Source organism: Paracidovorax valerianellae (genome assembly GCF_900102625.1).
Taxonomy (GTDB): domain Bacteria; phylum Pseudomonadota; class Gammaproteobacteria; order Burkholderiales; family Burkholderiaceae_C; genus Paracidovorax; species Paracidovorax valerianellae.
This window is the reverse complement of sequence record NZ_FMZC01000004.1, coordinates 185,719-198,366: the sequence shown is the minus strand read 5'-3', so window position 1 is coordinate 198,366 and position 12,648 is coordinate 185,719. Positions and strand designations below refer to the sequence as shown.

Annotated in this window: 13 protein-coding genes and 1 riboswitch; of the genes, 9 read left to right on the top strand and 4 right to left on the bottom strand. The window is 67.5% G+C overall.

The features are described 5' to 3' along the window. Positions 1 to 7: 7 nt before the first annotated feature. Entirely contained in the window at positions 8 to 178 is a 171-nt protein-coding gene (locus BLT03_RS24435; protein ID WP_175537704.1) for a hypothetical protein, read from the top strand. A 23-nt stretch (positions 179 to 201) separates the two neighbouring features. Here BLT03_RS24435 and BLT03_RS08685 read toward each other — a convergent pair whose 3' ends face one another. Then, on the bottom strand, positions 202 to 756 hold the full coding sequence (locus tag BLT03_RS08685) for an adenine phosphoribosyltransferase (protein WP_092742468.1): 555 nt from the start codon (positions 754 to 756) through the stop codon (positions 202 to 204). 124 nt (positions 757 to 880) lie between these two features. Beyond that, positions 881 to 2,866, bottom strand: coding sequence for a monovalent cation:proton antiporter family protein (locus BLT03_RS08680; RefSeq protein WP_092742466.1), 1,986 nt, complete (start codon positions 2,864 to 2,866; stop codon positions 881 to 883). A 58-nt stretch (positions 2,867 to 2,924) separates the two neighbouring features. Between BLT03_RS08680 and BLT03_RS08675 the strand changes: the two genes are divergently transcribed. From BLT03_RS08675 to BLT03_RS08660, 4 genes are all read left to right on the top strand, one after another. Beyond that, positions 2,925 to 3,926 carry a KpsF/GutQ family sugar-phosphate isomerase gene (locus BLT03_RS08675; protein WP_092742464.1) on the top strand — a complete coding sequence of 334 codons (1,002 nt, stop codon included), beginning with the start codon at positions 2,925 to 2,927 and terminating at the stop codon, positions 3,924 to 3,926. Beyond that, the gene (locus BLT03_RS08670; protein ID WP_092742462.1) at positions 3,926 to 4,546 is read left to right on the top strand and encodes a KdsC family phosphatase; all 621 of its coding nucleotides are present in this window, start codon (positions 3,926 to 3,928) and stop codon (positions 4,544 to 4,546) included. The genes BLT03_RS08675 and BLT03_RS08670 overlap by 1 nt, the downstream gene beginning before the upstream one ends. After that, positions 4,543 to 5,160: an LPS export ABC transporter periplasmic protein LptC gene (lptC, locus tag BLT03_RS08665; protein WP_092742460.1), complete on the top strand. Its 618-nt coding sequence runs from the start codon at positions 4,543 to 4,545 to the stop codon at positions 5,158 to 5,160. The genes BLT03_RS08670 and lptC overlap by 4 nt, the downstream gene beginning before the upstream one ends. Before the next feature lie 71 nt (positions 5,161 to 5,231). After that, complete coding sequence (locus tag BLT03_RS08660) at positions 5,232 to 6,026, top strand: SDR family oxidoreductase (RefSeq protein WP_092742457.1); 795 nt, start codon at positions 5,232 to 5,234, stop codon at positions 6,024 to 6,026. A gap of 110 nt (positions 6,027 to 6,136) precedes the next feature. On the opposite strand, the gene rbp (BLT03_RS08655) is transcribed toward BLT03_RS08660, so the two are convergent. Continuing rightward, positions 6,137 to 6,721 carry an RNA-binding regulator gene (gene rbp, locus BLT03_RS08655; protein ID WP_092742456.1) on the bottom strand — a complete coding sequence of 195 codons (585 nt, stop codon included), beginning with the start codon at positions 6,719 to 6,721 and terminating at the stop codon, positions 6,137 to 6,139. A 250-nt stretch (positions 6,722 to 6,971) separates the two neighbouring features. Continuing rightward, on the bottom strand, positions 6,972 to 7,364 hold the full coding sequence (gene rbp / locus BLT03_RS25005) for an RNA-binding regulator (RefSeq protein WP_092742454.1): 393 nt from the start codon (positions 7,362 to 7,364) through the stop codon (positions 6,972 to 6,974). A gap of 230 nt (positions 7,365 to 7,594) precedes the next feature. Then, positions 7,595 to 7,775, top strand: a riboswitch (yybP-ykoY riboswitch). A gap of 18 nt (positions 7,776 to 7,793) precedes the next feature. On the opposite strand from rbp (BLT03_RS25005), the gene BLT03_RS08645 reads away from it, so the two are divergent. The 4 genes from BLT03_RS08645 (at position 7,794) to BLT03_RS08630 (ending at position 12,565) form a co-directional block, all read left to right on the top strand. Continuing rightward, on the top strand, positions 7,794 to 8,360 hold the full coding sequence (locus BLT03_RS08645) for a TMEM165/GDT1 family protein (RefSeq protein WP_092742453.1): 567 nt from the start codon (positions 7,794 to 7,796) through the stop codon (positions 8,358 to 8,360). Positions 8,361 to 8,515: 155 nt separating this feature from the next. Continuing rightward, a complete protein-coding gene (gene metX, locus BLT03_RS08640; protein WP_092743041.1) occupies positions 8,516 to 9,694 on the top strand; it encodes a homoserine O-succinyltransferase MetX in 1,179 nt (392 codons plus the stop codon). After that, a complete protein-coding gene (metW, locus tag BLT03_RS08635) occupies positions 9,691 to 10,275 on the top strand; it encodes a methionine biosynthesis protein MetW (RefSeq protein ID WP_092742452.1) in 585 nt (194 codons plus the stop codon). Before metX ends, metW begins: the two co-directional genes overlap by 4 nt. Positions 10,276 to 10,597: 322 nt before the next feature. After that, positions 10,598 to 12,565 (top strand): methyl-accepting chemotaxis protein, encoded by a 1,968-nt coding sequence (locus tag BLT03_RS08630; protein WP_092742443.1) that lies wholly within the window; start codon positions 10,598 to 10,600, stop codon positions 12,563 to 12,565. Positions 12,566 to 12,648: the final 83 nt, after the last annotated feature.

The following is a 12,648-nucleotide window of genomic DNA, read 5'->3' as shown; positions in this document are numbered from 1 at the left end:
GCGGGACATGGCGGACGGAACCCAGGAAAAAGGCGAAACAAACAATCAATTTCCATCGCTTGGGCGATTCACCTACCGTGCGGCAAGCGCGGCGCTGTGGGGCACCTCGGTGCGGCAGCGTGCCACACGCACTGCGCAGAGTGAATCCGCCTGGATGAGAATGATTGTTATTTTATAGCCTGCCCCGATTTCGGCCCGTGTTCAGTGGCCCGCGAAATCCACCAGCGTGTACAGCGGCAGGCCCGCGTCCCGCAAGCGCTGCGAGCCCCCGAGTTCGGGCAGGTCCACGATGGCGGCGCCCTCGGTCACCGTCGCGCCCAGGCGCTCCAGAAGGTTCTTGCCGGCCATCATCGTGCCGCCGGTGGCGATGAGGTCGTCGATCAGCAGCACGCGGTCGCCGGGCTTCACGGCATCGGCATGCAGCTCCACGGTGGCGCTGCCGTATTCGAGTTCATAGGTTTCTTCCACTGTGGTGAAAGGCAGCTTGCCCTTCTTGCGGATCGGCACGAAGCCTACGTTCAGTTCATAGGCGACCACCGCCCCCAGGATGAAGCCGCGCGCGTCCAGCCCGGCCACCACATCCGGGCGCAAAGCGCGGTCCATGTAGCGGTGCACGAAAGCATCGATGAGCACCCGGAATACCTTGGGGTCCTGCAGCAGCGGTGTGATGTCCCGGAACTGCACGCCCGGCGCGGGCCAGTCGGGCACGGTGCGGATGTGCTGGCGGAGGTATTCGTTGACGCTGAGGGCTTGCATGGCGCTGGAAAAGTCTGAAGGGAGAGAGCCGCAGGCCGGGGCAACGGCAGCGCCCGGCCGGGAGAGGAAAGAGCCATGCAGTGTATCGGCCGGCAGTCCGCAGGCCTCGCCAGGACCACCGCCTTCAGGACCGCAGCAGGGCGTCCTCGGCCAGCGCCAGCGCCGTGGGGTGGCCGGAGAGCACGAGCGTGTCGCCCTCGGACAGCACCGCCGCGTCGTCCGGCTGGGACATGCGCCCATCCTTGTGGCGCAGGTTCACGACCCGCACGCCCATGGCCTGCAGCGCCAGTTGCCCCAGCGCCTGGCCCAGCGGATGCACCCCGGAAGGCAGCGTGATGGACGCCAGACGCTCTTGGTCGCGCTCGGAAACGGTGTCGTCGTCCGCACCGTGGAAGTAGCCGCGCAGCAGGTTGTAGCGCGCATCGCGCTGGTCCTGCACCAGTCGCAGCACCCGGCGCATGGGCACCCCCACCAGGGCCAGCGCGTGGCTGGCCAGCATCAGCGAGCCTTCGATGGCTTCGGGCACCACCTCGGTCGCGCCAGCGGCCTGGAGCTTGTCCAGGTATTGGTCGTCTTGCGTGCGCACCACCACCGGCACCTGCGGGGCGTGTTCGCGCGTGTTGGCCAGTACCTTGAGCGTGGCGGGAATGTCGAGGTAGGTCACGGCCACGGCGCTGGCGCGCACCAGGCCGGCGGCCATCAGCGCCTGCATCCGCGTGGCATCGCCGTACACCACGGAATCGCCCGCCGCGGCGGCCTGGCGCACGCGGTCGGGGTCCAGATCGAGTGCCATGTAGGGAATGCCTTCGCGCTCCAGCATGCGCGCCAGGTTCTGGCCGCAACGGCCGTAGCCGCAGATCAGCACGTGCTTGCTGGTGTTGATCGACTTGCGCGCAATGGTGGTCATCTGCAGCGACTGCTGCAGCCAGTCGCTGGCCACCAGCTTCATCACGATGCGGTTGCTGTACAGGATCAGGAACGGCGTTGCCAGCATGGACAGCACCATCGCCGCGAGGATGGGGTTCATCAGCGCGGGCTGCACCAGCCCGTGCTCCTGCGTGAGCGACAGCAGCACGAAGCCGAACTCCCCCGCCTGTGCCAGATACAGCCCCGTGCGCAGCGACACGCCCGTGGTGGCCCCCATGCCGCGCGCCAGCAGCAGGATCACGCCCATCTTGACCAGCAGGGGCACGACCAGAAGCAGGAGCACCAGCGCCCAGCGCTCCAGCAGGATGTGCCAGTCCAGCATCATCCCTACGGTGATAAAGAACAGGCCCAGCAGCACATCGTGAAACGGGCGAATGTCCGTGCCCACCTGGTGGCGGTATTCGGTTTCCGACACCAGCACGCCCGCGATGAAGGCACCCAGCGCCAGCGACAGCCCTGCCACTTCGGTCAGCCAGGCCAGTCCCAGCGTGATGAGCAGCAGGTTCAGCATGAACAACTCGTCGCTCTTGCGGCGCGCCACCAGCGTGAGCCACCAGCGCATCACCCGCTGGCCACCCGCCAGCAGCAGGCCCACCAGTACCGTGGCCTTGAGCAGCGCCAGCCCGAGTGCGACGAACAGCTTGTCCGGCTGGGAGCCCAGCGCCGGGATCAACACCAGCAGCGGCACCACGGCCAGGTCCTGGAACAGCAGGATGCCCAGGATGCGGCGGCCGTGCTCGCTCTCCAGCTCCGCACGCTCGGCCATCAGCTTGACCACGATGGCCGTGCTGCTCATCACCAGCGTTCCGCCCAGCGCCAGTGCCGTCTGCCAGCCCATGTCCCAGATCCCGCCCACGTAGCGCGACAGCAGCAGCACGCCGGCCATGGCCGTGGCCATGGTCACCGCCACCTGCATGAGGCCCAGCCCGAACACGAACTTGCGCATGGCGCGCAGCTTGGACAGGCTGAATTCCAGGCCGATGGCGAACATCAGGAACACCACGCCGAACTCCCCCAGGTGGCGCACGCCCTCGGAGTTCTGCGTGAGGGCCAGCGCGTGGGGCCCGATCAGGATGCCTGCCGCCAGGTAGCCCAGCATCGGCGGCAGCTTCAGGCTGCGGCAGGCCACCACGCCCAATACGGCGGCCAGCAGGTAGAGCAGCGTGAGGGCGAGTGACGACATGCATGGATGCTAGCCCAGGCGCGGCGCAGGTCCATGGCCCGGCCGATAGAATCCGCGCATGCTTTCCGCCCCCGCCGCGCCTGCGCCCTTCCAAGCCGACCAGGCGCTGCGCCTGGCCCGTGAAACTTTCGACATCGAAGCGGCTGCCCTGGCCGGGCTGTCGGCCCGCGTGGGCGCCAGTTTCGCCAGTGCCGTCGAGCGCGTGCTGGCCACCACCGGACGCGTGGTGGTCATGGGCATGGGCAAGAGCGGCCACATCGGCCGCAAGATCGCTGCCACCCTCGCCTCCACCGGCACCCCCGCGTTTTTCGTGCACCCTGCAGAAGCCAGCCATGGCGACCTGGGCATGGTCACCACGGGTGATCTCGTGCTGGGCATTTCCAACAGCGGCGAAAGCGCCGAGCTCACCGTGCTGCTGCCCGTGCTCAAGCGCCTGGGCGTGCCGCTGGTGGCCATGACCGGCGGGCTCGAATCCACGCTGGCGCGCCATGCCGACCTGGTGCTGGACTGCAGCGTGGACCGCGAAGCCTGCCCCCTGAACCTCGCACCGACCGCCAGCACCACTGCGCAACTGGCCATGGGCGACGCACTGGCCGTCGCCCTGCTGGATGCGCGCGGGTTCCGCTCCGAAGACTTCGCGCGCTCCCACCCCGGCGGCGCCCTGGGGCGCAAGCTGCTCACGCACGTGAGCGATGTCATGCGCTCCGGCAACGAAATCGCGCGTGTGGCGCCCGATGCCTCGTTCAGCGAACTGATGCGCGAGATGAGCGCCAAGCGCCTGGGCGCCTCGGCCGTGGTCGATGCAGCGGGCCGCGTGCTCGGCATCTTCACGGACGGGGACCTGCGCCGCCGCATCGAAGCCGGCGCCGAACTGCGCGGCGCCACGGCTGGCGAGGTCATGCACCCCGGCCCGCGCACCATCGCCCCCGACGCCCTCGCCGTGGATGCCGCCGAAATGATGGAGCGCCATGCCATCACCAGCGTGCTCGTGGCCGACGCGGACGGCGTGCTCATCGGCGTGGTGCACATCGGCGACCTGATGCGCGCGAAGGTCATCTGATGCAGCCTCCCATCGCCCACTCGTCCGCCGCCGGTGCCGGTGCCGCCAACCACGCGGGCGAGCCGCTGCCGCCCCTTCGGCCCGCCCTGCGTTTCGATGCGCAATTGCTGCTGCGCGCCCAGGGCGTGCGGGTCGCGTTCTTCGACGTGGACGGCGTGCTCACCGACGGGGGCCTGTATTTCAGCGAGACCGGCGAGACGCTCAAGCGGTTCCACACCCTGGACGGCCACGGCATCAAGCTGCTGCAGAAAGCCGGCATCACACCGGCCATCGTGACGGGCCGCGACGCGCCAGCCCTGCGCCTGCGCCTGAAGAACCTGGGTGTGGTGCACGCCCGCTTCGGCACCGAAGACAAGCGCCCGGCCGCCGAATCGATCCTGGCGGAGCTGGGCCTGGACTGGACGCAGGCCGCCGCCATCGGCGACGACTGGCCCGATCTGCCGATGATGCGGCGCTGCGCACTGGCCTGCGCACCCTTTCACGCCCACATCGAAGCCCGCGCCGTGGCCCACCACATCACCACCGCCGCAGGCGGTGCCGGGGCCGCGCGCGAGTTCTGCGACCTGCTGCTGGTGGCCAGCGGGCGCTACGCCCAACTGCTGGAGGCCTACGCCGAATGATCGCCACGCTGCGCCGGGGCTGGGACCGGCTGTCCATCTACCTGCCCGTGGCGCTCATGGCGCTCATGGCGCTGGGCACCTGGTGGCTGGTGCGCAATGCCCCCACACCGTCCAAACCCGTGCAGGAACGCCCGCCCACGCACGAGCCGGACTATTTCATGAAGACCTTTTCGGTCAAGAGCTTCGACGCCACCGGCCGGCTGCAAAGCGATGTGCGCGGCGACTTCGCACGCCATTACCTGGACACCGACACGCTGGAGATCGACAAGGTGCACATGCGTTCGGTGGCACCCGACGGCCGGCTGACCGTGGCCACCGCCGACCGCGGGCTCACCAATGCGGACGGCTCCGAAGTGCAGCTGTTCGGCAACGCCGTCGTCACCCGTGAACCGCTCACCCGGCCCGGCCGCGAGCCACTGCCGCGCCTGCAGTTCCGTGGCGAATTCCTGCACGCATGGCTCAACGATGAACGGGTGCAGTCGAACCAGCCGGTGACACTGACGCGGGGCAAAGACCAGTTCACCGCGGACACCATGGACTACAACAACCTCAGCCAGATCATGCAGTTGCAAGGCCGCGTGAAAGGCATGCTGATGCCGCCAGCCGGCAAATAACGGGGCTTGACGCGACGTCAAGCCGCATCAAGCGGCACATGCGCGGCCAGCCTCACCCTTCAGGAGTTTCCATGTCGTCCCACCCACTGGTGTTCATCACCGGCGCCTCCAGCGGCATCGGCCAGGCGCTCGCCCTGCGCTTTCACCAGGCGGGTTACCGGCTGGCGTTGGTCGCCCGCCGCACGGAGGCCATGCAATCGTGGGCCAGCGCAAGCAACATCCCGGTAGATAGCTATCAAATTTATAGCGCCGACGTGGCGCAGCCCGACAGCATCGTGGCCGCGGGCCAGGATTGCATCGCAAGGCAGGGGCTGCCCGACGTCGTGATCGCCAATGCGGGCATCAGCGTGGGCATGGACACCGCCGCGCGCGAAGACATCGAGGTCATGGCGCGCACCTTCGCCACCAACAACATCGGCATGGCGGCGACCTTCCAGCCGTTCGTGGATGGCATGGTGCAGCGCGGCAGCGGAGCGCTCGTCGGCATCGGCAGCGTGGCGGGCATCCGCGGCCTGCCCGGCCATGGCGCCTATTGCGGCAGCAAAGCGGCCGTCATCAGCTATTGCGAAAGCCTGCGGGGGGAATTGCGCGCCTCGGGCGTTCGGGTGGTCACGCTGTGCCCGGGATACATCGACACCCCGCTCACCCGCCAGAACCGCTACGCCATGCCTTTTCTGATGCAGCCGGAAGATTTCGCCGACCGGGCCTTCGCCGCGATCCGCGCCGGCGCGAGCTACCGCGTCATCCCTTGGCAGATGGGCGTGGTGGCCAAACTGCTGCGCGTGCTGCCCAACGCGCTGTTCGACAAGCTGCTGGCTGGCCGCCCGCGCAAGCACCGGCAAAAGGGCGGAACGTCGCCGCACTGAGAGCTGCACAGCGGCCAACGCACGCGCCACAAACGAAAAAGGCTCCCGAGGGAGCCTTTTTGCCGGGAGAGACCACCGTGCAGGTATGTCTCTCTGGCTGTAGAAATATCTCAGTAGCCGCCGCTGCCGCCACCACCGTAGCCGCCACCGCCACCGCCACTGCGGCCACCGCCGCCGCCGCCATTGCGCGAGCCCGAACCGTAGGGGCTGCGGAAACCGCCGTCGCCGCGGCCACCGCCGCCGCCGCCATAACCACCGCCACCGCCGCCGCCTTCGCCACGGCCGCCGCCTCCGTAACCACCACCGCCGCCGTCACCCCGGCCGCCGCCACCACCGTAGCCTCCGCCACCGCTGCGACCGCCGCCGCCGTATCCACCACCGCCGCCGCCACCGCCGTAACCGCCACCACCGCCGCCTCCAAACCCGCCACTGCGGGGAGGACGAGGCTCCATGGGACGGGCTTCGTTCACAACGATGCTGCGGCCACCGAGGGGTTGGCCATTCATGCCCTGGATGGCGGCTTGCGCTTCAGGGTCGCTGCCCATCTCGACGAAACCAAAGCCTTTGGAGCGGCCGGTATCGCGCTCCATCATGACTTTGGCACTGGTCACGGCCCCGAATTGGCCGAATGCCTGCTCCAAGTCACTGTCACGCACCGAGTACGGCAAATTGCCGACGTACAGTTTGTTGCCCATTACGGGACTCCTCAAAAACACATTGATAAAGCGATGGAGTCCCGAAAACGCAGCCAGTGAATCACAAAGATGTCCTATGCGCGAAACTGACGGATCCCCGCAAACGTCGACGCGAAAAAAATCTCGCCGATGCATTATGGGCCATAAATTTCGCAAAAAAGCAAGGTACTGAATGCTGGCGAATCACTCTGGCTCAGCCATGAAAAAAGGGTCCCGAGGGACCCTTTTCGATAAGCTGCCAGCGCTTGGCTTAGTAGCTGCTGCGGCCACCGCCGTAGCCGCCGCCACCACCGCCGCCGCCGAAGCCACCGCTACGGCCGCCACCGCCGCCGTAACCGCCGCCACCGCCGTTGCCGCCGCCGAAGCCGCCGCCACCGCTACGGGGAGGACGGGGCTCCATGGGGCGAGCTTCGTTGACCACGAGGTCACGGCCGCCGAAATTTTGACCATGCGCGCCTTGGATGGCGGCTTGTGCTTCGGCATCGCTGCCCATTTCGACGAAGCCGAAACCCTTGGAGCGGCCGGTGTCACGTTCCATCATGACCTTGGCGCTTTGCACGGCGCCGTATTGGCTGAACGTTTGTTGCAGGTCGTCGTCGCGGAAAGAATAGGGCAGGTTGCCCACGTAGAGTTTGTTGCCCATGAAGGACTCCTAAAAAAACAAGAAAACGCGATGGAGCCCGACGCAATCAACAAACCTGTGACGACTTCAAAGACGCGAAACCGACCAATCACCGCTACTTGCGTTCCTGCTTGGCAGAAAGGCAAGGCCCATTATTAACCATCTATTCGTGGTCTAAGCACGAAAGTTGGCGCAGTTGCAACGTTTCTTGTGGGTATTTACCCGAACAGCCGGAAGCGCATCGTTACAATCGCCCCGTCTTTGGGGAGTAGCCCGCCCGGCGCACAGACCGCACGGGGGCATGCATCAACAAACTCGGGCCCTCGCGGCCTGTGGTGCATGCGGTTCATTCGAACTGGGCGAGACCATTGACTGCGCACCGATCCAAAAGGCCGGAGTCGGGGTGCAGTCAATGCTCTGCACCTGTCCGGCCGGACAACTCCTTGCCCCATGGAAGCCTTTTTCGTTTCGACCGCCATCGTCGCCCTCGCGGAGATGGGCGACAAAACCCAACTCCTGTCCCTCGTTCTCGCCGCGCGCTTTCGCAAGCCGTGGCCGATCGTGCTGGGCATTTTCGTGGCCACGCTGGCCAACCATGCGCTGGCGGGCGCGGTGGGCGCCTGGGTGACCACGGTGGTGGGCCCGCAGGTGCTGCGCTGGGGACTGGGCCTGTCATTCATCGCCATGGCGGTGTGGATGCTCATTCCCGACCGGCTGGACGAGGACGACTCGGGCGGCGCGCCGCGCTTCGGCGTATTCGGGACGACGCTGATCGCGTTCTTCCTGGCCGAGATGGGCGACAAGACGCAGGTCGCCACGGTGATGCTGGCCGCGCGCTACAGCGTCTACTGGTGGGTGGTGGCCGGCACCACGCTGGGAATGATGCTGGCCAACGCTCCGGCGGTGTGGCTGGGCGACCGCATCACGCGGCGGGTGCCGATCCGTGCGGTGCACGTGGTGTCGGCGGTGATTTTCCTGGGGCTGGGCGTGGCTGCGCTGCTGGCGCCCGCGCCTTGAAAAATGCCCGGCCACCGCGGCTTTGGCTTTGGTATAGTGGCCCTCGCGCCGATTTGCCATAGCTTGCGGGCGCTTTATAAATACCGCTAAAGACCCGTCCGCAAAGTGACAGAAACACCGACCCGGCCTCGTTTTTAGCGATGCCGGGTTTTTTCATGTCCTTCATCGCCACGTCCCAGTCCTTGCATTTCGCCGACGCACTGCCTCTGCAGGGCGGCGGCACGATCCGCGACTACACCCTCGCCTTCGAAACCTACGGCACGCTCAACGCGGCCCGCTCCAACGCGGTGCTGGTGTGCCATGCGCTCAACGCGTCGCACCACGTGGCGGGCGTGTACGAGGGCCAGCCCAAGAGCGAGGGCTGGTGGAACAACATGATCGGCCCGGGCAAGCCGGTGGACACCAACCGATTCTTCGTGATCGGCATCAACAACCTGGGCTCGTGCTTCGGCTCCACCGGGCCGATGGACACGCACCCGGACACCGGCGAGGTGTACGGCGCCGATTTTCCGGTGGTCACGGTGGAAGACTGGGTGAACGCGCAGGCGCGCCTGCTGGACCAGATCGGCGTGCAGCAGCTCGCGGCGGTGCTGGGAGGCAGCCTGGGCGGCATGCAAGCGCTGTCGTGGACGCTGCAGTACCCCGAGCGCGTGCGCCATGCGGTGGTGGTGGCCAGCGCCCCCAACCTCACGGCGGAAAACATCGCCTTCAACGAGGTGGCGCGCCGGGCCATCGTGACCGACCCGGACTTCCACGGCGGGCACTTCTACCGGCACGGGGCGATTCCGCAGCGCGGCCTGCGCATCGCGCGGATGATCGGCCACATCACGTACCTGTCTGACGACGTGATGAACGAGAAATTCGGCCGCCAGCTGCGCCAGACGGTGATGGAGGAAACGCTGCCCGCAGGCACGCCCGCCGTTGCGCCGGCCGCAGGCGGCTACCGCTACAGCACGCAGGACATCGAGTTTCAGATCGAAAGCTACCTGCGCTACCAGGGCGACAAGTTCAGCGAGTATTTCGACGCCAACACCTACCTGCTGATCACCCGTGCGCTGGACTACTTCGACCCCGCGCTCGCCTTTGGCGGCAACCTCACGCTGGCCCTGGCGCGTGCCACGGCCAAGTTCCTGCTGGTGAGCTTCACCACCGACTGGCGGTTCTCGCCCGCGCGCAGCCGCGAGATCGTGAAGGCGCTGCTGGACAACCGCCGCGACGTGAGCTACGCCGAGATCGACGCGCCGCACGGCCACGATGCCTTTTTGCTCGACGACGCCCGGTACATGGGCGTCATCGGCTCGTATTTCGACAGCATTGCCAAGGAGCTCGCATGACCGAGAAAGCCACCATGCATGCCATCTCCCGGCTGGTGCCGCACGGCGCCCGGGTGCTGGACCTGGGCTGCGGCGACGGCGCGATGCTGTCGTACCTGCAGCGCGAACGCGGCTGCACCGGCTACGGGATCGAGATCGACGACGCGAACGTGCTCGCCTGCGTGCGCCGCGGGGTCAACGTGGTGCAGCTGAACCTGGAAGAGGGCCTCGCGATGTTCGGCGACAACTCGTTCGACCTGGTGCTGCAGATCGACACGCTGCAGCACCTGCGCAACACCGAGGTGATGCTGCGCGAGACGGCGCGCGTGGGCCGCGCCGGCGTGGTGGCGTTCCCCAATTTCGCGCACTGGCCCAACCGGCTGTCGGTGCTGCGCGGGCGCATGCCCGTCACGCGCCGGCTGCCTTACCAGTGGTATGACACGCCCAACATCCGCGTGGGCACGTTCAAGGACTTCGAGGTGCTGGCGCACAAGAACGCCCTGCGCGTGATCGATGCCTTCGGCCTGCAGGACGGGCGCGAAGTGCGGTTCCTGCCCAATGCCATGGCGGGGACGGCGGTGTTCCACTTCGAGCACGCCTGAGGCCGATTCACGGACGGTCGAGCGGCGCCCTGAGGACGGAGGACGACCGCCGCTCGGCCACGCAGCGCGCCGGAGCGCGCGGAGCCGCTTCGGCTGTTTGCTATTATATTTATAGCAATACACCCTAGAGGAATATGCGCTGGAGGCCCATTCGATGCTTGGCCCCGTCAACGCCCGAATGGGTGGGATTTCTGCCCTAAAGGGTATTCCCTTAAAGGAATGCCTTTATCTGGCCGGCGTTACGGTTGCTTACGATGAGGGCGCTCTCATCCGCAGCCCTCCCCTCGTTCCCGCCCCTTTTGAGACCGTCCAAGGACTCGCCATGACCCCTTCCGTCCGGACCCGTTCCGTTGCCCGCCGCGTCACCCTGCTGGCCATCGGGCTGGTGGCCCTGGCCCTCGTCGCGGTGAGCATCGCCATCTCGGTCATCACCAACAAGGCCACGCGCAGCCAGATCGCCGAGGGCGTGCGCGATGCGGTCGATGCGGTGACCCAGTCGCTCAACGCCGTGGACGAGGCCAACCGTGAGCTGGTGCGGCGCTCGGCCCTGTCTTTTCAGCGCGCGTTCGACCCTGGCATGCAGCTGAACGAGGACACCGGCCAGCTGAGCAGCTTCGGCATCGCGGTGAACGACGACTACGGCACCGTGGACAAGTTCACCCAGGACACCGGCGGCGTGGCCACGGTGTTCGCGCGCAAGGGCGACGATTTCATTCGCATCACCACCTCGGTCAAGAACGAAAAAGGCGAACGCGCCCAGGGCACGCTGCTCGACCGGGCCAGCCCCGCCTACGCCGCCATGCTGGCCGGCCAGCCGTACACCGGCCGCACCATGCTGTTCGGCAAACCCTACATGGCGCACTACGCGCCGGTGAAGGACGCCGCCGGCAAGGTGATCGCCATCCTCTTCGTGGGCAACGACCTCACCGCCTTCCAGGAGCAGATGCAAAAGCAGGTGGCTGGCACGAAGTTCTACGAGCACGGCGGCATGTACGTGATCGACCCGCGCCGCAGCCCGCAGGACGCGCTGTTCGTAGTGCACCCCACGGCGCGCGGCAAGAAGGTGCTGGAGGCGTACCCACAGGCCGGTGATTTTCTCGCCACGCTGGGCGGTGGCGGTGAGGGCGTGATCGACAAGGCCCTTGCGCTGTTGCCCGACCAAGGCGCGGCCCCCTGGGCCCTGCGCATGAAGACCGGCTCGGGTTGGTACGTGGTGGCCGAGGTGTCCGACGACGAGGCCCTGGCCGGCCAGCGGCGCGCCATGGGCGGCGTGTGGCTGGTGATGGCGCTGGCGGTGGCCGTGGTGGGCGCGGGCATCTTCGCCATGGTGCGCCGGGGCGTGAGCGAGCCGCTGCGCGAGTTGACAAGCGCCGTGACCCTGGTGGCGCAAGGCGATCTCACGCAGGCGTTCGAGACCCGCCGCACCGACGAAATGGGCGCCCTGGTGCGCGAGGTGGAAGGCATGCGCCAGCGCTACCTGCAGGTGCTGCAGCAGGTGCGTACGGCGGTGGACAGCATCACCACCGCCAGCGCCGAGATCGCCACGGGCAACCAGGACCTGTCGGTGCGCACCGAGAACGCCGCCAACAGCCTCGCTCAGACCGCGCAGAGCATGGAGCAGCTCACCGGCACGGTGCGCCAGTCGGCCGACGCGGCGCGCCAGGCGAATCAATTGGCGGGATCGGCCGCCGAAGTGGCGCAGCGCGGCGGGCGGGTGGTGGGCGAAGTGGTGTCCACCATGGCCGACATCGACGCCAGCTCGCGCAAGATCGCGGACATCATCGGCGTGATCGACGGCATCGCCTTCCAGACCAACATCCTCGCGCTGAACGCCGCGGTGGAAGCCGCCCGGGCCGGCGAACAGGGCCGGGGCTTCGCCGTGGTGGCGAGCGAAGTGCGCTCGCTGGCCGGGCGCAGCGCCGAAGCGGCGCGCGAGATCAAGGCGCTCATCGGCAACTCGGTGGCGCGCGTGGAAACCGGCAAGCAACTGGTCGAAGACGCCGGGCGCACCATGGGCGAGATCGTGGGCTCGGTGCAGCGGGTGGGCGACATCATCGGGGAGATCACCGCGGCGGCGTCCGAGCAGTCGGACGGCATCGGCACGGTCAACACGGCCGTGAACCAGCTCGACCAGATGACGCAGCAGAACGCCGCCCTGGTGGAGGAATCGGCCGCCGCGGCGCAAAGCCTGCGCGACCAGGCCGCGCAACTGGCCGGCGCGGTGCAGGTGTTCCGCCTGACCGGGGCGCAGCCGGCCCCCGCAGCGCGGCCGGCCCTGGCGGCGGGCTGATCGGCCGAGCGGCCGAAAGCGGCAGACCGCCTCAAGCGGCGGCGGAGGGGCGGCGGGCGCGCCTGCGGTAGCGGCTGCGCGGG

Bases quoted from the DNA above. Each gene is read 5' to 3' on its own strand.
- BLT03_RS24435 (WP_175537704.1), top strand. From the start codon at position 8: ATGGCGGACGGAACCCAGGAAAAAGGCGAAACAAACAATCAATTTCCA.
- BLT03_RS08685 (WP_092742468.1), bottom strand. From the start codon at position 756: ATGCAAGCCCTCAGCGTCAACGAATACCTCCGCCAGCACATCCGCACC.
- BLT03_RS08680 (WP_092742466.1), bottom strand. From the start codon at position 2,866: ATGTCGTCACTCGCCCTCACGCTGCTCTACCTGCTGGCCGCCGTATTG.
- BLT03_RS08675 (WP_092742464.1), top strand. From the start codon at position 2,925: ATGCTTTCCGCCCCCGCCGCGCCTGCGCCCTTCCAAGCCGACCAGGCG.
- BLT03_RS08670 (WP_092742462.1), top strand. From the start codon at position 3,926: ATGCAGCCTCCCATCGCCCACTCGTCCGCCGCCGGTGCCGGTGCCGCC.
- lptC (WP_092742460.1), top strand. From the start codon at position 4,543: ATGATCGCCACGCTGCGCCGGGGCTGGGACCGGCTGTCCATCTACCTG.
- BLT03_RS08660 (WP_092742457.1), top strand. From the start codon at position 5,232: ATGTCGTCCCACCCACTGGTGTTCATCACCGGCGCCTCCAGCGGCATC.
- rbp (WP_092742456.1), bottom strand. From the start codon at position 6,721: ATGGGCAACAAACTGTACGTCGGCAATTTGCCGTACTCGGTGCGTGAC.
- rbp (WP_092742454.1), bottom strand. From the start codon at position 7,364: ATGGGCAACAAACTCTACGTGGGCAACCTGCCCTATTCTTTCCGCGAC.
- BLT03_RS08645 (WP_092742453.1), top strand. From the start codon at position 7,794: ATGGAAGCCTTTTTCGTTTCGACCGCCATCGTCGCCCTCGCGGAGATG.
- metX (WP_092743041.1), top strand. From the start codon at position 8,516: ATGTCCTTCATCGCCACGTCCCAGTCCTTGCATTTCGCCGACGCACTG.
- metW (WP_092742452.1), top strand. From the start codon at position 9,691: ATGACCGAGAAAGCCACCATGCATGCCATCTCCCGGCTGGTGCCGCAC.
- BLT03_RS08630 (WP_092742443.1), top strand. From the start codon at position 10,598: ATGACCCCTTCCGTCCGGACCCGTTCCGTTGCCCGCCGCGTCACCCTG.